At 71.7% G+C, this 24074-nt stretch carries 18 protein-coding genes; 8 read left to right on the forward strand and 10 right to left on the reverse strand.

Annotated features, from left to right (window positions below):
• Positions 1-25 precede the first annotated feature (25 nt).
• The gene (gene asnB / locus AC0OLQ_RS25845) at positions 26-1987 is read right to left on the reverse strand and encodes an asparagine synthase (glutamine-hydrolyzing) (RefSeq protein WP_484528438.1); all 1962 of its coding nucleotides are present in this window, start codon (positions 1985-1987) and stop codon (positions 26-28) included.
• Between the two features lie 111 nt (positions 1988-2098).
• Here asnB and AC0OLQ_RS25850 point away from each other — a divergent pair, with 111 nt between their 5' ends.
• The 3 genes from AC0OLQ_RS25850 to AC0OLQ_RS25860 all read left to right on the forward strand — a co-directional run bounded on the left by AC0OLQ_RS25850 (position 2099) and on the right by AC0OLQ_RS25860 (position 7987).
• Positions 2099-3574, forward strand: coding sequence for an aminopeptidase P family protein (locus AC0OLQ_RS25850; RefSeq protein WP_484528439.1), 1476 nt, complete (start codon positions 2099-2101; stop codon positions 3572-3574).
• 300 nt (positions 3575-3874) lie between these two features.
• A complete protein-coding gene (locus AC0OLQ_RS25855) occupies positions 3875-5803 on the forward strand; it encodes a hypothetical protein (RefSeq protein WP_484528440.1) in 1929 nt (642 codons plus the stop codon).
• 294 nt (positions 5804-6097) lie between these two features.
• Positions 6098-7987: a hypothetical protein gene (locus AC0OLQ_RS25860; RefSeq protein ID WP_484528441.1), complete on the forward strand. Its 1890-nt coding sequence runs from the start codon at positions 6098-6100 to the stop codon at positions 7985-7987.
• A 65-nt stretch (positions 7988-8052) separates the two neighbouring features.
• Here AC0OLQ_RS25860 and pulA read toward each other — a convergent pair whose 3' ends face one another.
• From pulA to AC0OLQ_RS25875, 3 genes are all read right to left on the reverse strand, one after another.
• Positions 8053-13551 (reverse strand): pullulanase-type alpha-1,6-glucosidase, encoded by a 5499-nt coding sequence (gene pulA, locus AC0OLQ_RS25865; protein ID WP_484528442.1) that lies wholly within the window; start codon positions 13549-13551, stop codon positions 8053-8055.
• Positions 13552-13694: 143 nt separating this feature from the next.
• Positions 13695-14381 carry a cellulose binding domain-containing protein gene (locus AC0OLQ_RS25870; protein WP_484528443.1) on the reverse strand — a complete coding sequence of 229 codons (687 nt, stop codon included), beginning with the start codon at positions 14379-14381 and terminating at the stop codon, positions 13695-13697.
• Positions 14382-14471: 90 nt separating this feature from the next.
• On the reverse strand, positions 14472-15143 hold the full coding sequence (locus AC0OLQ_RS25875) for a cellulose binding domain-containing protein (RefSeq protein WP_484528444.1): 672 nt from the start codon (positions 15141-15143) through the stop codon (positions 14472-14474).
• 370 nt (positions 15144-15513) lie between these two features.
• On the opposite strand from AC0OLQ_RS25875, the gene AC0OLQ_RS25880 reads away from it, so the two are divergent.
• Entirely contained in the window at positions 15514-16971 is a 1458-nt protein-coding gene (locus AC0OLQ_RS25880) for an APC family permease (protein WP_484528445.1), read from the forward strand.
• A 55-nt stretch (positions 16972-17026) separates the two neighbouring features.
• On the opposite strand, the gene AC0OLQ_RS25885 is transcribed toward AC0OLQ_RS25880, so the two are convergent.
• Together AC0OLQ_RS25885 and AC0OLQ_RS25890 are read right to left on the reverse strand one after the other, a co-directional pair.
• Complete coding sequence (locus AC0OLQ_RS25885; RefSeq protein ID WP_484528446.1) at positions 17027-17902, reverse strand: hypothetical protein; 876 nt, start codon at positions 17900-17902, stop codon at positions 17027-17029.
• A 148-nt stretch (positions 17903-18050) separates the two neighbouring features.
• On the reverse strand, positions 18051-18947 hold the full coding sequence (locus AC0OLQ_RS25890) for an IS982 family transposase (RefSeq protein WP_484532264.1): 897 nt from the start codon (positions 18945-18947) through the stop codon (positions 18051-18053).
• A 172-nt stretch (positions 18948-19119) separates the two neighbouring features.
• On the opposite strand from AC0OLQ_RS25890, the gene AC0OLQ_RS25895 reads away from it, so the two are divergent.
• The gene (locus tag AC0OLQ_RS25895; protein WP_484528447.1) at positions 19120-19287 is read left to right on the forward strand and encodes a hypothetical protein; all 168 of its coding nucleotides are present in this window, start codon (positions 19120-19122) and stop codon (positions 19285-19287) included.
• Between the two features lie 59 nt (positions 19288-19346).
• Here the strand turns inward: AC0OLQ_RS25895 and AC0OLQ_RS25900 are convergent, their stop codons facing one another.
• Positions 19347-19736 carry a hypothetical protein gene (locus tag AC0OLQ_RS25900; protein WP_357346174.1) on the reverse strand — a complete coding sequence of 130 codons (390 nt, stop codon included), beginning with the start codon at positions 19734-19736 and terminating at the stop codon, positions 19347-19349.
• Between the two features lie 40 nt (positions 19737-19776).
• The gene (locus tag AC0OLQ_RS25905; protein ID WP_484528448.1) at positions 19777-20436 is read right to left on the reverse strand and encodes a hypothetical protein; all 660 of its coding nucleotides are present in this window, start codon (positions 20434-20436) and stop codon (positions 19777-19779) included.
• On the opposite strand from AC0OLQ_RS25905, the gene AC0OLQ_RS25910 reads away from it, so the two are divergent.
• Positions 20435-20629, forward strand: a complete 195-nt coding sequence (locus tag AC0OLQ_RS25910) for a hypothetical protein (protein ID WP_357346182.1) — start codon at positions 20435-20437, stop codon at positions 20627-20629. The genes AC0OLQ_RS25905 and AC0OLQ_RS25910 overlap by 2 nt on opposite strands.
• Before the next feature lie 15 nt (positions 20630-20644).
• On the opposite strand, the gene AC0OLQ_RS25915 is transcribed toward AC0OLQ_RS25910, so the two are convergent.
• Positions 20645-21013 carry an ArsC/Spx/MgsR family protein gene (locus AC0OLQ_RS25915; protein ID WP_484528449.1) on the reverse strand — a complete coding sequence of 123 codons (369 nt, stop codon included), beginning with the start codon at positions 21011-21013 and terminating at the stop codon, positions 20645-20647.
• Positions 21014-21092: 79 nt separating this feature from the next.
• Between AC0OLQ_RS25915 and AC0OLQ_RS25920 the strand changes: the two genes are divergently transcribed.
• Both AC0OLQ_RS25920 and AC0OLQ_RS25925 read left to right on the forward strand, forming a co-directional pair.
• Positions 21093-21818 carry an alpha/beta hydrolase family protein gene (locus AC0OLQ_RS25920; protein WP_484528450.1) on the forward strand — a complete coding sequence of 242 codons (726 nt, stop codon included), beginning with the start codon at positions 21093-21095 and terminating at the stop codon, positions 21816-21818.
• 877 nt (positions 21819-22695) lie between these two features.
• Positions 22696-23346 (forward strand): C39 family peptidase, encoded by a 651-nt coding sequence (locus tag AC0OLQ_RS25925; protein WP_484528451.1) that lies wholly within the window; start codon positions 22696-22698, stop codon positions 23344-23346.
• A 70-nt stretch (positions 23347-23416) separates the two neighbouring features.
• On the opposite strand, the gene AC0OLQ_RS25930 is transcribed toward AC0OLQ_RS25925, so the two are convergent.
• The gene (locus tag AC0OLQ_RS25930) at positions 23417-24073 is read right to left on the reverse strand and encodes a DedA family protein (protein WP_484528452.1); all 657 of its coding nucleotides are present in this window, start codon (positions 24071-24073) and stop codon (positions 23417-23419) included.
• Position 24074 lies beyond the last annotated feature (1 nt).

Raw genomic sequence — 24074 nt, forward strand, 5'->3', positions numbered from 1 at the left:
CCGGGGGCCCTTCGGCACGCTCGCGTCAGCGCACCATGCTGCCGACCACCGGCTTGGTGAGCAGGGCCGACTGGTTGCGCTGGATGCCCGGGTCGAGGGTCTTCGCCACGAAGATGGCGTGCCAGATGCAGAAGATCAGCACGGTCCACACCTTGCGCGAGTGGTCCGCCTCCTCCCGCTTGTGCTCGTCCAGCAGCCGCATCGCGTACGACAGGTCGATCAGGTCCCCCGCGCCGGAGGTGGCCAGCACGTGCCGGGCCCACTCGTACATCTCGCCGCGCAGCCAGACCCGGGTCGGGGTCGGAAAGCCCAGCTTCTTGCGGTTGACGATGGCCGGCGGCACCACGCCCTGCAACGCCTGGCGCATCGCGTACTTGGTGGCCTCGGAGCGCGGCGGCAGTTTCAGGTCGACCGGGATGCCGGCCGCCACCTTGAACACCTCGCGGTCCAGGAAGGGCACCCGGACCTCCAGCGAGTGGGCCATCGAGATCCGGTCGGCCTTGACCAGGATGTCGCCGCGCAGCCAGGTGTAGAGGTCGACGTACTGCATCTTGGTGACGTCGTCCAGCTCGGTGGCCTCGGCGTAGATCGGCGCGGTGACGTCGGTGTAGCGGACCGAGGGGTCGTAGCGACGCAGCAGGTGCTGCTTCTCCTCCTCGGTGAACATCCGGGCGTTGCCGTAGTAGCGCTCCTCGATCGGGGTGGTGCCGCGCTCCAGGAAGCTCTTGCCCTTGACGCCCTGCGGGATGGCCTTGGAGACCGCCCGCAGACCCTTCTGCACCCCACCGGGCAGGCTGTTCACCGCGTTGAGCGAGAGCGGCTCGCGGTAGATGGTGTAGCCGCCGAAGAACTCGTCCGCGCCCTCGCCGGAGAGCACCACCGTGACGTGCTCGGCCGCCTTCTTCGCCACGAAGTAGAGCGGCACCAGGGCCGGGTCGGCGACCGGGTCGTCCAGGTGCCAGATGATCTTCGGCAGCGCCTCGATCATGTCCTGCGGCCCGATCTTGGTCGGGATGGTGGTCACGTCGAGGTGCCGGGCCGATTCCTGGGCCACGTCGATCTCGGAGTAGCCCGGCACGTCGTAGCCGACGGTGAAGGTGAGGATGTTCGGGTTGAACTCCCGGGCCAGGGCCACCACGGCGGTGGAGTCGATGCCGCTGGAGAGGAACGAGCCGACCGGCACGTCCGAGCGCATGTGCATCCGGACGCTCTCCCGCAGCGTCTCCCGGATCTCGTGGTAGAGCTTCTGCTCGTCGGCGACCGGGGCCGGGCGGAACACCGGCCGGTACCAGCGGCGCACCTCGATCCGGCCGCCCGGCGTCCAGGTCAGGTACTCCCCCGACCCGATCCGGCTGATCCCCTTGTGCAGCGTGCCCGGCTCGGGAACGTACTGCAGGGTCAGATAGTGGCTCAGGTTGGCGGTGTCGATCCCCGCGTCGCCCTGGTACGCCGAGTGCGCGAAGGGCAGCAGCGCCTTCTTCTCCGAGGCCAGGTAGAGCCCGTCCTGGGTCTCCAGGTAGTGCAGCGGCTTGATGCCGAAGTAGTCCCGGGCGCCGAAGGCCCGCCGCTCCTGCCGGTCCCAGATCACGAAGGCGAACATGCCGCGCAGCCGGGTGAGCACCTGCTCACCCCAGTAGTGGTAGCCGGCGACGATCACCTCGCCGTCGCCGTTCGTGGCGAACTGGGCGCCGTAGTCCCGGATCAGCTCGTCCCGCAGCTCGATGTAGTTGTAGATCTCACCGTTGAAGGTGAGCAGGTAGCGGTCGTTCGCGTAGGGCAGCGGCTCGTGGCTGAGCGCCACGTCGATGATCGCCAGCCGCTTGTGCGCGAACACTCCGTCCGCGTACCGGCCGGAGGCGTCGCCGACCACCTCGACCCCGGTCTCGTCCGGGCCGCGGTGGTGCAGGCACTCCAGTGCTCCGGCGATGTGGTCGCGGTGAGCGGCGGCGTCACCGCGCGCGCTGAAAAAGGCCAGGAGTCCGCACATGGCCGTCATCTTTCCACGCGGCGGAAGCCACCGTCGCGGCACCGCAGGCACTCCCCGCCGCCACGCGCGCGGTACCGTCTGGACCAGCGACGAGGCGGAGGAGGCGGATCAATGGCCGAGGAGCGGACGCAGCAGGGCAAGCCGGCGGACGGCACCGAATCGCACGACCCGGACTTCCCGGAGGCGTTCCTGTCCTTCATGCGGGAGGGCTGGCGGGACACGGAGCTGCCGGTCGGTCCCCGACCGGAGGTGCCCAACCACGCGAAGCGGCGGGCCGCGCTGGCCGAGGCCTTCCCGGGGGAGACGCTGGTCATCCCGACCGGCACCGAGAAGGTACGCGCCAACGACACCGACCACCGGTTCCGGCCGGGCAGCGACTTCGCGTACCTGACCGGCGACCTGGAGCCGGACAGCGTGCTGGTGCTGCGGCCGGGCGGCGAGGCCACGCTGTTCATGCGGCCCCGGTCGTCCCGGGCGACCGACGAGTTCTTCCGCAGCCGGCACGGCGAGCTGTGGGTGGGCCGGCGGCCGACGCTGAAGGAGAAGTCGACCGAGCTGGGCCTGCCCACCGCCGACCTCAACGAGCTGGACGCGGCGCTGGCCGAGCTGGCGCCGGGGCGGACCCGGGTGCTGCGCGGCTTCGACGCCCGGGTGGACGCCGCGGTGCGGCCGTACGACGGGGCGCGGGCCGAGGGGCAGCCGGGCCGCGACCGCGAGCTGGCCATCGCGATCTCCGAGCTGAAGCTGGTCAAGGACGAGTGGGAGATCGCCCAGCTCCAGGAGGCGTGCGACGCCACCGTCCGCGGCTTCGAGGATGTGGCCCGGGCGCTCCCGGCCGACCGGGCGGTCTCCGAGCGGCTGCTGGAGGGGATCTTCGCGCTGCGGGCCCGGCACGACGGCAACGACGTCGGGTACGGCTCGATCGTCGGCGCCGGCGAGCACGCCACGATCCTGCACTGGGTGCGCAACCACGGCGCGACCCGCCCGGGCGAGCTTTTGCTCATGGACATGGGCGTGGAGAACCGCAACCTCTACACCGCCGACGTCACCCGGGTGCTCCCGGTCGACGGCCGGTTCACCCCGCTCCAGCGCCAGGTCTACGACGCGGTCTACGCCGCCCAGCAGGCCGGCATCGACGTGATCAAGCCGGGCTTGGCGTTCCGCGAGGTGCACCTGACCGCCATGCGGGTGCTCGCCGAGGCGCTGAAGGATCTCGGCCTGCTGCCGGTGAGCGTCGACGAGGCCATGGACCCGGCGTCGACGGTCTACCGCCGCTGGACGCTGCACGGCACCAGCCACATGCTCGGCATCGACGTGCACGACTGCGCCAACGCCCGCAAGGAGACCTACCGGGACGGGCCGCTCGGCGAGGGCTACGTGCTCACCGTCGAGCCGGGGCTCTACTTCCAGCCGGAGGACGAGCTGGTCCCCGAGGAGCTGCGCGGCATCGGCGTGCGGATCGAGGACGACATCCTGGTCACCGCCGACGGCGCGGTGAACCTCTCGGCCGGGCTGCCGCGCCGCTCGGACGAGGTGGAGACCTGGCTGGCCGAGCAGCGCGAGGCCGGCCCCCGCCTGCCCGGCTGACCCGACAGGCACCACCCGACGACGGGCCCGCCGCCAGCGTCTGCGAGGTTTCTCGCGGTTTGACGCCGGCGCCGGGCCCGTCGTCGTTTGCGCTGCTCACGATCCTCCTGGGGCGGCTACGCCCCGGTCACGCCGACCGGCCGGATGTGAGCCAAATGCGCGATTTCTTCGGATCCGTCCGCGTCGCGAGGATCCTTCTCATACGGTGGCGATCAGAGGCTGCAACCCATTTGTAGCTGGTCGCATCACTGAGATCCGGTGCGACCCCTTTGGTAGAAACCGAAAGGGCGGAAGGCTCTGATGTCGAACGACGTAACGACTTCCGACGGCGGGGCACCGATGCCCCCGCCGACGAACAGGCGGCGGGCACTCTGGGTCGCCACCGGCGTGGCCGGGCTGACCGGCGTCGTCGGCCTGGCGGCCCTCGGTGGCCTCGCCGCTCGCGACAACAAGTCCGACGACCCGCAGCGGGTCGCGGACAACCACGCGGCGGCGCCACAGAACGCCAGCGACGCCGGCAAGGCGGACGACAAGCGGGGCGAGGACGCGGACGCGCAGAACCGCGCGGACGAGTCCGCCGGTGACGGCAAGGACCGCGGCGACCGCGACCGGGACAAGGGCCGGGACCACGACGAGCACGGGCGCGTGCGGGAGGTGCCCTGTGACGAGGAGAAGCTGATCGAGGCTGTCGACCTGGCCAACCGGGACCACGGCGGCACGCTCGAGCTGGCCAAGCACTGCACCTACGAGTTGAGCTTCAGCGACAAGAAGGACGGCTCCGGTCTGCCGACCATCCGGCAGGAGCTCACGATCAAGGGCAACGACGCCACGATCAAGCGCGACTCCGAGGACGCCTTCCGGATCTTCCGGGTCGTCGACGGCGGCGACCTGACCCTGAAGGACCTCACCGTCAAGGACGGCAACGCCGCCGAGTTCAAGTACGGCAACCCGGGCGGACCCGGCGGACCGGGCGGACCCGGTGGACCGGGCGGACCCGGTGGACCGGGCGGACCGGGCGGACCGGGCGGACCGGGCGGACCAGGTGGGCCGCAGGTCCCCGGTGGGCCGCAGACCCCGCCGGCCGCCCAGGGCGGCCAGGGCGGTGCGGCTCCCATGGACGGCCCGGGTCAGAACGACAACAAGAAGGAGGGCGACGCCGACGGCGGCGCGATCCTCGTCGAGCGCGGCGGCAGCGCCCACCTGAAGAAGGTCACGCTGACCCGCAACAACGCCGAGGGCAACGGCGGCGCCATCGCCAACTTCGGCCGGGTCGACGTCGAGGAGAGCAAGATCGAGGACAACCACGCCCAGAAGAACGGCGGTGGCATCTTCACCGTCGGCGTCCTCACGGTCAAGGACTCCCACGTCGCCAACAACACCGCCGGCAAGAACGGCGGCGGCATCGCCAACGGCGAGGGCAAGGACCGGGACGACCACAAGGGCAACGACCTCAGCTCCGACAACCGGCATGACGACCGGGACAAGGCCGGCAGCGTGGAGATCTTCAAGACCTCCATCGAGGACAACCGGGCCGGCGAGAACGGCGGCGGCATCTTCAGCGCCGGCGGCTTCGTCAAGATCGTCCTGTCCGACATCAAGGGCAACAGCGCCTGCGACAGCGGCGGCGGCATCTACGCCCGCGACACCAACCTCGACCTCGACAAGGTCGCCGTGATCAAGAACCACGCCGACAAGGACGGCGGCGGCATCGTCAACACCGGCGGCGAAGAGAAGAAGCGTGACGGCCGCAACGACAACACCATGAACGGCCAGAACGGTGAGTACGGCCAGAACGGTGAGTACGGCCAGGACGGCCGCGACAAGAAGGACGAGGCCTCGGCCACCATCTCCGACAGCAAGATCCTCGACAACAGCGCCGGCCGGTTCGGCGGCGGCATCTTCAACGGCGCCACCGGCCTGGACAAGGTCGAGGACGGCTACCAGGACTGGCCCGAAGACGAGGGCGACAACGCCACCCTCACCCTCCGGGACACCGAGATCAAGGGCAACACCGCCCTCAACGGCGGCGGCATCTTCAACAACAAGGGCACGGTCACCCTGACCAAGACCCACGTCACCAAGAACACCGCCACCGACAGCTCCAAGAACCACCGCGTCGCCGGCGGCATCCTCAACCACAAGGGCAAGGTCCGCCTCGACGACAAGTCCACCGTGTCCAACAACGACCCGACCAACTGCGCGGGCACCGTCAAGGACTGCTTCAACTGAACCACCACATAACAGTGGGAACCCCTTTCCGCCGCGCCACGGCGGAAAGGGGTTCCCACCCCCTTTCGGCCCGCGGCGGTGGCCTTCGCCGCCCGTGACACCCCCGGCCCGCTCCGCGCCGCTCTGCGCTCGCCGCACCGCCCACGCCCGAATGTGGGCTTTTTTCGTATAAGAGCACCAGGTGAAGAAGATTCCCATACGGTGTTCTTCAGCAGCTACAACCGATTTGTAGCGAAGGTCTCCTCGCCGAGGCGAAGCGACCTTGTCGGTACAAGGAGAGGGCAGAGAGCTCCGATGTCCAACTACCTTCGCAATAACGATGACGCCACCCGTGAGACCACCTCCCCGATCCGTCGTCGTCGGCTCTGGCTCGCCACCGGCGTCGTAGGCCTGACCGGAGCGGTCAGCCTCGCCGGCGTGGCGTACGCGACCACGGGAGCCACCGGCCCCCACCGGCTCGCGGACGTGAAGTGGTCGACCGCCCAGCAGCTCAAGGACGACGGCGGCGCGGACAACGCCGCGGACGAGTCCGCCGGTGACGGCAAGGACCGCGGCGACCGCGACCGGGACAAGGGCCGGGACCACGACGAGCACGGGCGCGTGCGGGAGGTGCCCTGTGACGAGGAGAAGCTGATCGAGGCTGTCGACCTGGCCAACCGGGACCACGGCGGCACGCTCGAGCTGGCCAAGCACTGCACCTACGAGTTGAGCTTCAGCGACAAGAAGGACGGCTCCGGTCTGCCGACCATCCGGCAGGAGCTCACGATCAAGGGCAACGACGCCACGATCAAGCGCGACTCCGAGGACGCCTTCCGGATCTTCCGGGTCGTCGACGGCGGCGACCTGACCCTGAAGGACCTCACCGTCAAGGACGGCAACGCCGCCGAGTTCAAGTACGGCAACCCGGGCGGACCCGGCGGACCGGGCGGACCCGGTGGACCGGGCGGACCCGGTGGACCGGGCGGACCGGGCGGACCGGGCGGACCGGGCGGACCAGGTGGGCCGCAGGTCCCCGGTGGGCCGCAGACCCCGCCGGCCGCCCAGGGCGGCCAGGGCGGTGCGGCTCCCATGGACGGCCCGGGTCAGAACGACAACAAGAAGGAGGGCGACGCCGACGGCGGCGCGATCCTCGTCGAGCGCGGCGGCAGCGCCCACCTGAAGAAGGTCACGCTGACCCGCAACAACGCCGAGGGCAACGGCGGCGCCATCGCCAACTTCGGCCGGGTCGACGTCGAGGAGAGCAAGATCGAGGACAACCACGCCCAGAAGAACGGCGGTGGCATCTTCACCGTCGGCGTCCTCACGGTCAAGGACTCCCACGTCGCCAACAACACCGCCGGCAAGAACGGCGGCGGCATCGCCAACGGCGAGGGCAAGGACCGGGACGACCACAAGGGCAACGACCTCAGCTCCGACAACCGGCATGACGACCGGGACAAGGCCGGCAGCGTGGAGATCTTCAAGACCTCCATCGAGGACAACCGGGCCGGCGAGAACGGCGGCGGCATCTTCAGCGCCGGCGGCTTCGTCAAGATCGTCCTGTCCGACATCAAGGGCAACAGCGCCTGCGACAGCGGCGGCGGCATCTACGCCCGCGACACCAACCTCGACCTCGACAAGGTCGCCGTGATCAAGAACCACGCCGACAAGGACGGCGGCGGCATCGTCAACACCGGCGGCGAAGAGAAGAAGCGTGACGGCCGCAACGACAACACCATGAACGGCCAGAACGGTGAGTACGGCCAGAACGGTGAGTACGGCCAGGACGGCCGCGACAAGAAGGACGAGGCCTCGGCCACCATCTCCGACAGCAAGATCCTCGACAACAGCGCCGGCCGGTTCGGCGGCGGCATCTTCAACGGCGCCACCGGCCTGGACAAGGTCGAGGACGGCTACCAGGACTGGCCCGAAGACGAGGGCGACAACGCCACCCTCACCCTCCGGGACACCGAGATCAAGGGCAACACCGCCCTCAACGGCGGCGGCATCTTCAACAACAAGGGCACGGTCACCCTGACCAAGACCCACGTCACCAAGAACACCGCCACCGACAGCTCCAAGAACCACCGCGTCGCCGGCGGCATCCTCAACCACAAGGGCAAGGTCCGCCTCGACGACAAGTCCACCGTGTCCAACAACGACCCGACCAACTGCGCGGGCACCGTCAAGGACTGCTTCAACTGAACCAGCTGCACAACGGGTCCGGCCCCCTGCCACCTTGGTGGCGGGGGGCCGGACCGTGATCGGGGTCAGCTCTGGACGAAGACCGCCACGCTGCGCGCCGGCACGGTGAACGTGCCGCCGGAGCGGTCGAACGACGCCGTCCGGAGCACCGGGTCGGCGGAGTTCCTCAGCACCGGGTGCAGCGCAACGTTCGCCCCGCGCAGGCCGGCGACGGTCTGCTTCGCCGTCTCCGGGGTGCCGTTGAAGACCACGGTGACCGACTTCCACTTCCCGCCCAGCCCGCGGGCGTCCAGGGTCATGGTGATCACGCCCGGGGTCTCCCGGTCGCCGGAGAGCGGGAAGGCGACCCGCTTCTGCACCTGGTCGGCGGTGGTCAGCCCGAAGACCGGCGAGGAACGCCGGATCCTCAGCAGCTCCGCGTACCGGGCGTCGGCCAGGTCGATCGCGGCGCAGTCGGGCACCAGCTTCGGGTCGGCCAGCAGCGGCTTGGCGTACGGCCACTTGTCCTTGTTGTCCTGTTCGGGCGGTAGGCCGGCGCCGAAGCCGTTGCCCTGGGCGCAGTCCCAGCGGATCTGGTTGAACCAGTCACCGGAGTCGTACGAGTTGCGGTCCAGCGACTTGGAGCGCAGCCGCTCCGAGCCGGCCGTCACGAACCCGGTCCCCTGCCCCATCACCACCGTGCTCAGGGCGAGCACCTGCATCCGGGCCCGGTCCTGCGCCGCGGTTCCCTGCGGCAGCTTGTACGCGAGGGCGTCGTAGAGGATCTCGTTGTCGTGCGCGTCGACGTAGGTGACCGCCTCGCCCGGCGCGGCGGTGTAGCCGGCCGGCGAGCCGTTGTAGTCCACCTGAGCGCCGGTGACCGGCCGGCCGGACGAGTCGGTGAACCGGTAGCCGCGCAGGTTGCCGGTGAGCCCCACCTTGATCAGGTCCTGCTGGTGCAGCAGCCGCGCCTTCTGCTCCGCGGCGGAGCCGTTGACGTCGTCCCCGTTGGGGTCGGTGAAGAGCCCGGACGAGAAGCCCTGGATCCGCGGGTTGCCGTCGAACGGTCCGCCGCCGCGCACCGCGTCGCGGAGCCGGTCGTTGAAGGTGCCGATCCCGGTGCCGGCCATGTTGGCCTGGGTGGCCTGCACGAACAGGGCGTCGTTGGCGACCTCGCCGAAGTTCCAGCCCTCGCCGTAGAGCAGGATCTTCTTCCCGTCCACGCCGTCGCGGGCCGGGGTCAGCTCGTCCAGCGCGGCGCGGACGGCCAGGATGTTCGCCTTCGGGTGGTGGCCCATCAGGTCGAACCGGAAGCCGTCCACCTTGTACGCCCTGGCCCAGGTGACCAGCGAGTCCACCACGAGCTTGCCCATCATGGCGTGCTCCGGGGCGGTGTTGGCGCAGCAGGTCGAGTTGGCGACGGTGCCGTCGGGCAGCAGCCGCTGGTAGTAGCCCGGCACCACCTGGTCGAGCACCGACTTCGGGTCGGTGCCGGCGGCCGAGGTGTGGTTGTAGACGACGTCCATCACCACGCGCAGGCCGGCCTGGTTGATCCCGGCGACCATCTGCCGGAACTCGGTGGTCCGCTTCGCCCCGGCCGGGTCGACGGCGTAGCCACCCTCGGGCACGGTGTAGTGCAGCGGGTCGTACCCCCAGTTGTAGCCGTCCTTCCCGGCCACCGCCGCGACGCACTTCTGCTGCTCGTCGGAGTCCGGCGGCAGCCCGGCCAGGTCGCAGGCGGGCTGCGCCTGGTCGGCCCGCCGCTCGGGGATGGTGGCGAAGTCGAACGCCGGCAGCAGGTGCAGGTAGTTGACCCCGGCGTCGCCGAGCGCCCGGAGGTGCTTCATCCCGGCCGTCTCCGGGTCTGTGAAGGCGAGGTAGGTGCCCCGCCGGTCGGCCGGCACGGTGGTGTCGGCGATGGAGAAGTCGCGGACCGACACCTCCTGGATCTGCGCCTTCGCCGAGGGCACCGCCGCCGGCTTGCGCAGGTTCGCCCAACCGGCCGGGGCCAGCGCCGGGTCGGCCAGGTCGACGATCTGGCTGTGCGTCGAGTCCGGCGCGAGGGCCACCGAGTAGGGGTCGGTGACCGCGGCGGTGACCACCTTCTGCGCCGCCGGCTGCCAGGCCTCCACCTGGTAGCGGTAGTACCGGCCGGTCCACGACCTCGTGCCGCGCACCGACCAGACGCCGGTGGTGTCGTCACGGCGCATCGCCACGGTCGTCGGCTCGGCCGTCGGCGAGTAGAAGAGCTGGAGCGACACCTTCCGGGCGGTGGGCGCCCAGACGGCCAGCGTGGGCACCTTGCCGGCGAACGTCGGGCCGAGCTTCGCCCGGGTGGCGGGCCGGTAGACGTCGTCGAGGACGCCGGGGATCTGCACCCCGGTGGCGCCGAGCAGGTTGCCGTCGGCGTCCCGCTCGGTCACCACGAGCTGGCCGCGCAGCGCCGCGGGCACCTTGGCCAGGTCGGCGCGGTTCAGCGTGAACGCGCGGTAGGCCCAGAGCTGCGGGTACGCCTGCCGCTGGGCCTCGGTCAGCCCGTTGCGCCCCGCCCGCAGCGGCAGCGTGGTGTACGTCCCGGTCAGCTCCCCGTCGGCGATGGCGAGCCCGCCGACCGGGGCGGCCACCAGGGCGTACCGCTTGCCGTCGGTCGGCCCGGTCTGCCAGGCCACGGTGGACCGGTCGATCCACTGCGCCTTCTGCTTGGTGATGTCGAGGTCCCTGGCCACGCCGGACGAGGTCGGTGGCAGCAGCCGGCCCTTGACCCCGGCGAGCAGCCAGACCTCGTGCCCGGCGGTGGCGAAGTCCAGCCGCTGGTCGTCGGGCTGATCCTTCACGTCACCGTTGTGCACGATGTAGTTCAGCCCGGTCGCGCCGGCGGCCAGCGGCACCCGGAAGACCGCGCCGTACGCGTCGATCTTCTCCGGCTTCAGCGGGTTGCCCCAGTCAGTCGGGTTGGCGGCGCCGTCCCAGAGGTGCAGGCCCCAGCCGTCGTAGTTCCCGTCCGCCTTGCGCCAGTGGATGACCGCGGTGCTCTGGTCGACCGGCGGGTCGGGCTCGCCGGTGGCGGCCTGCCGGGTCGGATAGAGGGTCGGGTCGCCCTGCTTGACCCAGACCTCGCCGGTCTGCGTCACGTCGATGGTGCGGTCGTTCGGGGCGTCCTTGTTCCCGTCCTTGTCGACCACGAGGAACCCGACCGACTGGGCGCCCGGCTTCAGCTTGACCCAGGCGAACCGGCCGAAGGAGTCCTCACCCGCGAACGGCTGCCCCTTGGGCCACTCGGTCTGGTAGGCCGGGTCGATGTCGCCCCAGGTGTAGAGGCCCCAGTCGGCGTACCCGCCGGCGGGCCGCTGGTAGTGCACGACCGCCCAGTCCCGTGAGGCGCTCTGCGCCGGGGTGCCGACCACACCGGTGGTGCGGGCGGCGGCCACCCGTCCCTTGCCGTCGCGGACCACGGCCTTGTACTCGACCTTCGTCCCGCCGGCCAGGCCGGTCAGGTCGTGGTGGACGGTGTACGGCGCCCGGTGCGCGCTGCCCAGCAGGGTCCACCGGCCGCCGGGCACCCGGGCGGCGAAGGTGACGGTCGCCAGCGGGCCGCCGGTGACCTGCGCGGTGACGGCGGCCTTGGTGGCCACCGGGGTGTCGCCCGGCTCGGTGAGGGTGATCCGCGGGGCCGCGCCGGCCTGCGGGATCGCCCGGTCGGCCTTGAGCACCACGGCCGACATGGCCGGCACGGTGACGCCCAGCATGCCGTCGGCGCCGGCGGTCGTGGTGCCCGCGCCGCCGTAGACGCCGCTGAAGGTGGCGCCGGCCGACCAGGTGTCCACGGTGACAGTCTGCGCGGTCGCGGCGTTGTTGACCGCGACGACGTACTCGGTGCGGTCCGCGGGCAGGACCCGGGAGAAGGCGAAGACGCCGGGGCCGTCGGCCGCGTAGCGGGTGACCTGGATGCCGTCCCGCAGCGCGGGGTGGGCCTGCCGCAGCTCACCCAGCTCGGCGATGGTCCGGTAGAGCGGGTGGGTGGTGTCGTACTGGTCGGCGGCGTGGGTACGGGTGGTGCCGATCAGGTCGTCGTCGAGGTAGTCCGCCGTCCGGCTGGCGAACATGTCCTGCCGGGCGTCCTTGTCCCCGCCGGGTCCGGTGAAGCCCTGCTCGTCGCCGGAGTAGACGACCGGCTGGCCGCGGGTGAGGAACATCAGCTGGTGGGCGAGCTGGTCGCGGCGGAGCTGGCTGACGTCGTCCCCGCCGGCGGTCGCGATGAACGAGCCGATCCGGCCCATGTCGTGGTTGCCGAGGAAGGTGGTCAGCCGGTTGGCGTCGGTGTCCCGGGCGGCGTAGAGGTCGTCCCTGGCGTACACGTCGGCGAGCGCCCTGGCCGAGCCGTCGGCGGCGGCGTAGCCCCGCGCGGCCTCCTGGAAGGAGAAGTCCAGGGTGGCCGGCAGGCCGCCCTGCCGGACGTAGGTCGACTCGATCTCCTGGTCGGCGCTGTAGACCTCGCCGAACATGAAGAAGTCGGGCTTGCCGGCCTTGGCGGCGGCGGCGTCGATGCCGCGGGTGAACTGCGGCCAGAAGTCGAGGTTGGCGTGCTTGACCGTGTCGAGGCGGAAACCGTCGACGCCGGCCTTGCCGATCCACTGCGCGTAGATGTCGGTCATGCCGCGGACCACCTCGGGACGCTCGGTCCAGAGGTCGTCGAGGCCGAAGAAGTCGCCGTTCTCGCTGTTCTCACCGGCGAAGGTGGAGTCGCCCCGGTTGTGGTACATGGTCGGGTCGTTCAGCCAGGACGGCACCTTGACCTTGGCGTCGGCCGCGCTGGCGAAGGTCGGGGTGTACGGGAACGACCCGCTGTCGACCTGCGGGAACGCCCGGGTACCGTCGGCGTAGTTGCGGTCCTCGAAGGCCCGCCCCTGCGCGTCGGTGTAGGGAGACGTCTTCTTGTCGACGTAGCCGTACCTGTCCTCGGCGTACCGGATGACGTCCGCGGTGTGGTTGACGATGATGTCCAGGTAGACCTTGATGCCCCGCTGGTGGGCGAGGCCGACCAGCTTCTTCAGCTCCGCGTTGCTGCCGAAGTGCGGGTCGACCTGGGTGAAGTCGGTGATCCAGTAGCCGTGGTAGCCGGCGGAGACGTCCGCGCCGGTGCCCTGCACGGGCCGGTTCTTGAAGATCGGGGCGAGCCAGATGGCCGTCGTGCCGAGGCCCTGGATGTAGTCCATCCGGTCGATGACCCCCTTGAGGTCACCGCCGTGGTAGAAGCCCTTGTCCGCGGGGTCCAGGCCGGTGCTGAGCCGGTCACCGGTCAGCCCGCCGGTGTCGTTGCGCTTGTCGCCGTTGGCGAAGCGGTCCGGCAGGACGAAGTAGAACTGCTCGGCTTTCGCGCTGCTGCTGCCGGCCTTGAGCAGCGTCTCGGCGGACGGCTCCCGGCTCCACTGCGCGGCGCCCGCGGCGGCCAGCACGTCCGGGGCGGCGGGGCGGTCGCTGCCGTCGGCACCCACCTGGTGGAGGGCCACCGGCACGCCGACGAGGGTGAGCACGAGGGAGGAGGCCAGGGCGGCCAGGGCCTTGCGGGATATCGGCGGGGGTTTCATCGACGGCCTTTCTCTGGTCGCTGATTCGCCCGCACGCTAGCCCTCGTCGAAACATTCTGCAATACCTTGCAAACAGAGTCGCAACAAAGCAGCCGTCTTGCGAAACACGGCAAGGCGAATCGGGAGGCGACCGGGGTCGAGGATCAGAAGCCGGAGCAGTTGGCGTCGTTGACCGTGCAGGTCGTCGGCCGGGTCGTGCCCGTCTGCTCAAAGTGGAACTGCAGCGCCACCGACTCCCCGGGCGCCAGGTCCGCCCCGCCCCGGTAGGTGAAGACGCCGTCGGAAAAGCTGCCTCTGCCCTGCTCCGCGCCGCTGACCCAGGCGGTCACGAGGCGGCCCCGCGGGAAGGTCAGCCGCACCGTCCAGCCCTGCGCCTGGTCGGCGGTGTTGACCAGCCGCACCTCACCGATGAACCCGCCGTCGAAGCTGCTCACCACCCCGTACCGGCCGGTCACCGGAGGAGCGGGCGGCGGTGGCGCGGGCTGCGCGCTGCGGCTGCCCGCGCTCGCCGACGGGCTGGGCTTCGGCCGGGCGGGCACCCCGCTCGAGCTGGGGGACGGCCCGGGGGTCACCGGCCCGGTGGCGGACGCGGACAGCCGGGTGGTCGCGCCCGGGGTGGAGGGGGTGGCGGGAGTGGTGACCGGCACCTGGGGCAGCGACATCGTCGGGGCCGGCGGCGGGGCCTCGGCGAACGTCCGCCGCCCGCGCACCGAGCCGAGCGCCACGAGCAGCAGGACCACCATGACGATCACGCCGATCGAGACGACGATCCACGGCGAGGAGGTGATGGCGGCGCCGGATGACGGGCGTGCGCGTCGCGTGCCGGACATGACCCTCCCCAGTCGATCCCCCTCGGGCGAGCGTAACCACCGCGAGGATCGCCGGACAGCGCGAGGTCCACCCGCCGCCGGCGCTCAGTCTCAGCCGATCACGCAGTCCGCGCCGTTGACCGTGCACTGGCCCGGCCGGTCACCGGTGCCCGTACGGCCGAACCGCAACCGCACCGTGGCGCTCTGCCCGGCCGGCAGCGGCCCGGTGCCGCGCAGCACGAACACCCCGCTGCCCTCGGTGCTGACCGACACCCCCGAGGTGGACGAGGCCTCGATCGTCTTCACGTTGCCGGCGAAGAGCAGCTCGACCTCCCAGCGCTGGCCGCCACCGGAGCCATTGACCACGGTCAGCCGCGCCTCGAACCCGCTCCGGTCGCTCGCGGTGGCCTCGTACCGTGCGGTGAGCGCACCCGGCGCGGCCTCCCGCGTCGAGGCACGGGGCCGCGGCGTCGCCGACCGGGACGCGCCGGCCGTGGGCGAGGGGCTCGCGCTGGGCGACGGCGTCGCCGGCCCGGTGGCGGCGACGGTCGCGGCTTCGGCCGTCGGCGCGGCGGTGGGGGTCTCCACTCCGAGGGTGGGGAGGTACATCGGCGGGGCGGGCGCCGGCACCGGTTGGCGTTCCTCCCCGCGAAGCGCGAGGAGGGCGACCACCAACAGGCTGACGGCCAGGCCGACGCCGAGCAGCACCACGATCCACGGCGCCGATGTGAGCGCCCGCGGCGCCGTCGGCGCGTCGGACGGCTGGGCTGGCCCGGCCCTCATGCGGCCCCCTCCTGATAGTCGACGCGCCAGCGTAGCCAGCGCGCCTCACCGGCACATCACGCCGGGGGCGATCCGACCCGACCGGACATCCGGGACGCCCGGAACGGATGATCACGAGCCCCGGATCGAGCCCCACCGGCCGACCCTTCGCCACGCCCCGCACCCACCACGTCGCGCCGCGTCGTCGGCTACGCTGTCCGCGCTCAGCCGTCGGAGCTCCTCGATGGCTCAGGTCCGGGCAGGGTCGCGCACCCGCGCCCGCACTGTCCATCATGGAGGCCGTCGACGGGCGTCCGCTCCGCCACCGCCGGTCGGCCGCCGACCCCCCTGCCGCCCCGACTACCCCTCCTCCCCCACTCGGAGCAGCTCCATGCAGATTGCCAGCGCGCCAACCGGGCTCATCCGCAAGTCCCTCGGCACCGGCGCCCTGTTGGTGTTCAGCGCGACCGCCTCCTCCCCGATGGCGGTGCTCGCCGGCGCGATCGTCGCCACGTACGCCTCGACCGGCGTCACCGGCACACCGCTCGGCTTCCTCGTGATCGCGGCCGCATTGCTCTTCTTCTCCGTCGGCTACCTGGCCATGGCCCGCTACGTCTCCAGCGCCGGGGTCTTCTACGCGGCCCTGGCGGCCGGCTTCGGACGGTTCTGGGGCGTGGTCGCCGCGCCCGTCGTGCTGCTCGGCTACAACGCCATCCAGACCTGCCTGTACGGGCTGCTCGGCGCGGTGGCCAGTGACAGCCTCGGCGGCACGTGGTGGGCCTGGGCGCTGCTCGCCTGGGCCGGGGTCGCCCTGGTCGGCGTGCTGAAGGCGCGGATCAGCGTCGGCCTGCTGGGCGCGGTGCTGGCCGCCGAGGTCGCGGTGATCCTGCTCTTCGTGCTCATCTCGTTCACCCACCCTGCCGGCGGGTCGGTGAGCTTCGCGCCGCTGGACCCCGGCAACCTGCTGGTCCCCGGCATCGGCGGGGTGGTCGCCTTCTGCGCGGCCTCGTTCGTGGGCTACGAGTCGGCCGCCGTCTACTCCGAGGAGTCCCGGTCGCCGCAGGCCGTGTCCCGGGCTGCCTACTCGGCGCTGATCCTGCTGGCGGTCCTCTACGCGCTCGCCGCCTGGGCCCTGGCCGTGGCCGTGGGCCCCGACCGGGTCGTCGAGCAGTCCCGCGACCCGAACGCCGGGCTGCCGTTCTCGATCCTCCAGGCGCACGCCAGCCCCGTCCTCGGCAGCGTCGCGACCATCCTGGTGGTGACCAGCGTGTTCGCCGCGATGGTCAGCTTCCACAACTCGATCGCCCGGTACGCCTTCAGCCTCGGCCGGGAGCGGGTGCTGCCGGCGGTATTCGAGCGGGTCGGCCGGGGCGGCGCGCCGATCGCCGGGTCGGCGCTCCAGTCGGCGATCGCCCTGGCGATCATCCTGGTCTTCGCGCTGACCGGGGCCGACCCGGTCGCCATCATGTTCAGCTGGCTCTCCGGCGTCGCGGCCATCGCGGTGCTGCTGATGATGGCGGCCACCTCGGTCGCCACGATCGCCTTCTTCCGCAGGGGCGGCGGCGAGGAGGGCGCCTGGCAGCGGACGATCGCGCCCTCCATCGGAGCGGCGCTGGTCGGCGCGGCTCTGCTCACCACGCTGGTCAACCTCTCCGCCGTGCTCGGAGCGCCCGCGGGCTCCGCCACGAAGTGGCTGGTCCCCGGCGCGGTGGCGGCCGCCGCGGCGGTGGGGCTGGTCTGGGCCGCAGTCCTCACGGCCACCCGCCCCGAGGTGCTGGAAAACGTCGGGCAGGGCCAGCCGCGCCCACTCGCGGTGATCGAGCAGGATCTGGTCGGCCGGTCCCTGTAGGACGCGCGGACGCGCGACGGCCCGCCCCCGACTCGAGGGTGGGCCGTCGGCGTGTTCAGCGCCGGCGCCGGCCCACGGCGGACCCGGCCAGCGCGAACTTGCGTTCCTGGCCGGTCATCACCAGCTGGTTGAGGTGCTGCAACCAGCGCCAGGCCGGGTGGACCTGCTGCTCCGGGGTGAGCGGAAGCCAGCTGCGGTACTCCACGCCCCCGCCGGGAAAGTGCGGGGCGGTGGAGTTCACCACGACCTGCTCGTGCGCCCGCGCCGAGCGCTCGACCACCAGCACGTTGTCGTCGGACATGACCACCAGGTTCCGCCCGGGGATCCCCGTCCCGCCGACCCCGGCCGGCTCGGCGCCGACGTCGTCGCCGCTGCCGAGCAGGGTCGACACGGAGACGCCGACGTAGCGCGCCCCGGCGGGCATGGGCTCGCCGGCCTGGGTCATCTGGCTGACCGGGTCGAAGACCCCGCCCCCGGCCAGGTAGCCCTCGGCGATCTCGCACAGCTCGGCGAGCAGCGCCGGCAGATCCCGCACCTCGCTGCCGTCCCGGAACAGCCGCGACGCCGCCTTGATCTCGTGGTACGGCTGGCGCGGATTGGTGGACCGTGGGTCCAGGCTGGCGTAGAGGAAGATCAGCGCGTGCGGCCCGACCGGCGTGGTCCGGCGCAGGTCCCAGTAGTGCGAGGCGTGCAGGGCGTTCGCGTACTGCACCCGGTGCACCACCGCCTGCCGGATCTGGTGCTGGACCGCCTGGTCGGCGTGGCCGCGGGCAGTCGACCCGGCCGCGTCGCCCAACGACCACCTCGCCGGGGCCGGCCCGGCGGCGTACCCGCGGGCGCCCGGCGCGCCGTAGCCGCCCGGCGTCACCGGGTGCGCCGGTGCGGGTGCCGCGGCGCCCGGCCCGGAGAGCCGGCGGCTTCCCCACCCCACCCGCGGCCTGACCGGCGATATCGGCGGGTACGCCGGCCGGTCGGCCGCGCGGTGGCCCCAGGTGGCCTCATCGGACGGACGTGGCAGCGGCGAGCGGTGATCCTGCGACACGTGGCAGCTCCCGGCTAGACGAGTGATTCCGAATTGATCAGTGGTCGTACGCGATCAAGGAACGCTTGACGGGTGCGTTGGTCCGCCAGTTGTGCCAGATCGCTGCGGCCATCGCGAGGAGCCGCTGCGCGACGCGCGCGAACACTCCGGCCGGGGTGCGCCCACCGTGTCCTTCCAGGTTGAGCTGGCCTTTCAGGGTGTCGTTGACCGACTCGATCCACTGCCGGACACCGGCGAGGTTGCCGAAGCGGCGTTGCTCGTCCTTGCGGTCCGGGCGGGCCAGCAGCACCCCGACCTGCTCGGCGGCGTACCGATCGATCTGCTTGCCGGACAGGCCCTTGTCCGCCAACACCACCATGCCGCTGCACAGCGAGCCCAGTTCGCGGGCGTGAGCCAGCAACTCCTCGGCCACCTCCCGCTCTCCGATCTTGGGGTTGGCCAGGCACCACGCCACCGGCATTCCCTCGGCGGTGGTCATCAGGTACAGCTTCAACCCCCAGTACCAGCGCGAATGGGAGGCGCAGTAGCCGTACCCGGCGATCTCTGCCAACGCCGAACGCTGCACGGTGGGCCGAGACGTGCCGCACGGGACCGGGGTGGCATCCAGCAACCGCAGGTCGTCGCGCCACGACGGGCACAGCGTGGCCAGGTACAGCGTGGCCCGGCAGATCAGCGGCGCGGCGGCCTTGACCCGCTTGTGGTATCCGGGTTGTTTGGGCAGGTACGGGAACAGATGCCCGAGCCGGCCGTAGCACAGGCGCAGCCAATGGTGCTCCGAGCGGGCACCCAGCAGCACCTGGGCCACAGCCAGGCATACCAGCTCGGAGTCGGACAGCCGCTTGGGTCGGCCCGGCCCACGTCGATGCGGCGGGATGACGTGGTCGTCGATCAGGACGTACAGTGCGGTCAAGAGGGTGTCGAGGTCTGTCTTCACAAACAACCATCGATGCCCTCTCTTCTTGTGCTGGTCAACCCGCCACGCCGCCCAACCCAGAGTTGGGAATCACTCGTCTAGCTGGAATTCGCCCGGCCGATGATTTCACTGAGTGCAGGCGTTATCAACTGTGTGCAAGCGTTCCCCGGCTCTGTCGCTGATCGGCAGGTGGGTGCTGGCCAGCAGCGCCGGTCGCAGTCACCTGATCTGCATGCCGGGCGTCACCCGGGAGGCCGTCGACGCCTTCGTCGCCGACGTGGCCGGCGTGGCCGACGTGGCCGACGGCGCGCTGCTCGACGCGCTGCCCCGGCGGCGGGCGCCGCGGGCCCTGGTCCGCTGAGCCGCCGGCTTCCTGGTCACGATTGCCGAGTTCCGCGCCGACGGGCGCGGCGACCGCCGTCAGGCGGTGCGGATGACGGTGCAGATGGCCGGGCCGTCGTCGGTGGCCCGGAGCAGGTAGCGGTAGCGCTCGCCGGGCACCGCCCGGCCCTGGCTGTCCAGGAACTCCCAGCGCACCGCCACCTCGGTGAGCAGCGCGGAGACCTGCTGCACGTCCTCGATCTGCGCGTTGGCCGCGACCAGTTCCCGCTCCTGGTAGTCGGGGGCCGCGCCGACGAAGCTGAGCGCCACGGCCGCCGGCGAGGTGAACGAGAAGCTGTAGGTGTCGGCGACCACCAGCCCCGGCAGCGCGTAGCAGCCGGCGATGGCGGGCACGTCGGCGGTGGTCAGCGCCACGCCGTACCGGTCAAAGAAGTCGGTGAGCGTGTCGAGGTCCGTGGAAGCCGTCACACCGCTCTCCATTACCGGACGGCGGGCGCGGCAAACCTGGTCAGCGGGGCGGGATGCTCACCTCGATCTCCGCCCCGAGCTGGGCGCCGCCCGTGAGGTCGAGGTCGTCGCCGCTCCAGAACCGGCCCGGGTCGTACCAGTTGGGCCGGCGGCCGGCGGGCAGCAACCCCATCGCCTCGTAGGTCACCGCCACCACCTCCGCGCAGTACGCGGTCTCCAGCGCCCGGTCGCGGACCGGCACGCCGCCACCGTCGTCCATGGAGAGGCCGAGGCGCAGGTTCGGCACCCGGCCGCGGGCCCAGCGCCAGGCGAGCTGCGCGGTGGACGGGAACGGGGTGCCGTCGAGGCGAGCCACGGTCCGCAGCACCGCCTCCTCCATCGCCGTGTCCGCCGACGGTTCGAGCTGGCGCAGCCACGCCCGCTGTCCGTAGCGGTTGGCCCAGACGCAGACCGCGTCCCGCAGGTCGTGCAGTTGCACGCCGCGCTGGTGGGCGCCGGTCCACATGTCCGGCAGGGAGCGGCCCAACTCGGCGTGCCACATCAGAGGCGGCATGTCGTCGAGCACCACCGCCATGCCCACGTGGTTGACTGGGCTGTTCGTAGTGAGCTGGATGGCGCGGTCCGGCACGCTGCGCCCGCGGAAGACCCAGAGGTCGCCGGTCCGGGTCAGCTCCACCGCCTCGTCCAGGCTGATGCTCATGGAGGACTACCCTATGCCGAAGCGGCAACGGATGCGGTGGTGGAAACTGCTCGGACTGGCCGGCCTCGCCGGGGTCGCGGCGACCGGCGTGGTGGTGGCCCGGGCCGAGCGGCGGCGCCGGGCGTACACCCCGGAGGAGATCCGGGACCGGCTGCGCGAGCGGCACGCGAAGGCCGGCGACCGCCCCTCCTGACCCACCGCCGCGCGCTCACCGGTCGGCGCGGCGCACCGCTTCGTCCAGGGCCTCGGGGGTACGACCGACCAGCGCGCTGCCGTCGTCCAGCAGCAGGATCGGGCGCTGGATGAGCTCGGGGTGCGCGACCATCGCGGCGATCCAGCGCGGCTCCGTCGCGTCGTCGCGGGGCCAGTCCGCCATGCCCAGCGCGGCGGCGGCCGGCTCGCCGGTGCGGCAGATCTCCCAGGCCCGGGCGTCCAGCCGGCGCAGCACCTCGGTCAACTCCTCCGCGCTCGGCGGCTCCGTCAGGTAGGCCCGCAGCCGGTAGGGCACCCGGGCCTCGTCCAGGGAAGCCCGGGCGGTGGCGCACTTCGAGCAGGACGGGTTGTTCCAGATCTCCATGCCCGACATGGTGGCACGCCCACAGTGGAGGCCCTGACGGGGCAGCGAAGACCGGGCGGCCTCACCTACGATGAGCCACATGCAAAACAGTTTCTGGGAGACACAGTTTGTTCTCGACCCGCCGCCGGCCCCGGTCGAGCGGCACGGCGACGTGGACCTCTACCTGCCGGCGGGCGACGGCCCCCGGCCCGCGGTCGTCCTGGTGCACGGCGGCCCACTGCCACCCGGCGCCCCGGATCCCCGGGAGTGGCTGCTCTACCAGGGCTACGGCGCCCTCCTCGCCGAGCAGGGCGTACTCGCCGCCATGCCCCGACTCCCCCTGCACACCCCCGGCGACCTGCCGGCCGCCGCCGCACACCTCGCCGGCACGGCCGACCTGCTGCGGGCCGACCCCCGCGTCGACCCGGACCGGCTGGCGCTCTGGTTCTTCTCCGGCAGCGGCCTGCTGCTGGCCGACTGGCTGCGCGACCCGCCCCCGTGGCTGCGCGGCCTCGCCGCGACGTACCCGCTGCTCGCGACCCTGCCTGGGTGGCCGGTCGACCCGCGATTCCACCCAATCGACGCACTCGACCAGGCCGGCGATCCGCCGCCGCTCGTGCTCACCCTGGCCGGCCGGGAACGCCCGGAGATCGCCGCCACCAGCGAGGCGTTCACCGCCGCAGCGGCGCGTCGGGGGACGCCGGTTCGGATCGTGGCGGTACCGGAGGGTCGGCACGGCTTCGACGCCCTGGACCACACCGAGGAGTCCCGCACCGCCGTCCGCACCGCCCGCGACGCCCTCCTCACCCTCCTCACCGCCGCCTGACCCCACGGCCCCCGGTGGAACACCATGTAGGTCTCCGCGCACCGGTGACCTACATGGCGTTCCACCCACGCGCCCCGACGCCTCCCCCGAGCCCCAGCCCGATGCCTTTCGGCCAGGGGCGGCCGCTGGACGACGGTCTCCGGTTGAATCTTGGACAGTTTCCGTTCGCTGCGAACGGAAAGTGCCCAAGATCCGGTTGTCCGTCACCGGGCGACGTGCGGTTTGGGGCTCGATGAGCGCCAAAGCACCCGGCTGTCCGGTTTGTGGGGTTGGCGGCACTCTCCCAGCGCCGGCGCGTTCGTGGTGCCCGGACTGGCCGGCCTGGGATCCGTTGGATGCGCCCGGGTTAGCACGGCCCGTGCGGCTGGGGCGGATGTCGGGTTCGTGGTGGCCGGTGCTGGGGTTGGTGTCTGGTTTCGGCCGGTGGTGTCGGGTGGTCGGCGCCATCGTCGAGGCGGAATCATGCCGGGGGCGGGGTCGTTGAACATGGCAGATCGCGCAGCACCCCGCCGCTTGCGAGGGTGAGGCGGCTCCGTTCGGAATGGCCGGCCCCCACCCGGTCGTTACATCCCCGGACCCCGCACTACCGGGTCCACCGGGCCGGCCGAGGGAATGACCTCCAGGCCCCGGCCGTTACATCCCCCGGACCGCGCACCACCGGTCCGAGCCGGTGAGCCAGGGAATCACCCCCGGCCCCCGGTCGTTACATCCCCCCGAGACGTCGGAACCTGGCCGTGGGAATCGCTTCCCCGCCGCCGACGGTTACACCCCCCGGACCGCCCGAGCAGGTCACCCCTGATCGCCGGGCCCAAGACTTTCCAGCCGCACGCGCACCCCTTTGCGGGTGCTGCTCACCCCCGACAGAGAGGCACTCATCATGCGTACCGATCTGCTGCGTAACACCGTTCTGACCGCCGCCGGCATCGCCGCGACCACCGTCGGCATCGCCGGCCCGGCCATCGCCGCCCAGGCCACCCCCGCCGAGAAGGCCGCCCAGGTCAGCACCGACCGTAAGGGTCACGGCGAGCGGGAGCTGGACGTCCGCTACGAGGCCCAGCCGAACTTCTACTACTGCGGCCCCGCCGCCGCCCGTAACGCCATCAGCGTGCTCGGCAAGAACATCGACGTCGACGCCATGGCCAAGGAAATGGGCACCACCGAGGCGGGCACCAACAGCATCAACGACATCACCCCCGTCCTGAACAAGGAGACCGGCAAGCACTACCGGTCCGTCGAGATCCGGGACGGCAAGGCCGACGACAAGCAGACCGACACCCTGCGAGCTGACATCGTCCGCACCGTCGACGACGGCCGCGCGATCGTCGCCAACATCGCCGGCACCGCCACCGACACCGACGGCAACACCCACTCCTTCGAAGGCGGCCACTACATCAGCGTCATCGGCTACCGCGACAACGGCCACACCGTGACCATCGCCGACTCCGCCGACCCGAACATGGCCTCCTACCGGATGAGCGTGGACAACCTCGCCGACTGGATCGCCACCCGCGGCTACAGCACCTCCTGACGAACCAGCACAGCAAGCAACACGAAAGGGCCCGACCCCACCAGGGGTCGGGCCCTTTCGGCGTCTGGCGTCAGCGGTCGCCGGCGTGCACCGGCTCGTCGGCCTCGGCGGCCGCCTCGACCGACTCCAGTCGCCGGGCGCGGCGGCGCAGCCACCAGGTGCTGGCCAGGCCGGCGAGGACCGCGAGGACCAGCCCGGCCCAGGAGATGTCCTTGAGCCAGTGCTCGGCCGCCCGGCCCACGGAGAAGAGCAGGTACGTGGTGCCGAACGCCCAGACCAGGCCGCCGGCCGCGTTGGCCAGCAGGAACCGGCGGTACGGCACGTGCAGCGCCCCGGCCAGCGGGCCGGCGAGGATGCGGAGCAGGGCGACGAACCGCCCGAAGAAGACCGCCCAGACACCGTGCCGGGCGAAGCTCTGTTCGGCGCGGGCGAGCTGCGCCTCGCCGAGGTGCTTCGGGAAACGCCGGCCCAGCCGTTCGAGCAGTGGCCGGCCGCCGCGCCGGCCCACGGCGTACCCGATGGAGTCGCCGATGATGGCTCCGGCCGCGGCGGCGGTGGCCACCCACTCGGGTTCGACCACCCCGGTGGCGGCGAGCAGGGCGGAGCTGACCAGCACGATCTCGCCGGGAAGCGGGATGCCCATGCTCTCCACGCCGATCACCCCGGCGACGATCAGGTACACCACGCCGGGGGGCAGCGCGGAGAGCCAGTGCTGTACGTCGACCACG

It is taken from the genome of Micromonospora sp. Utrum1 (assembly GCF_057197805.1).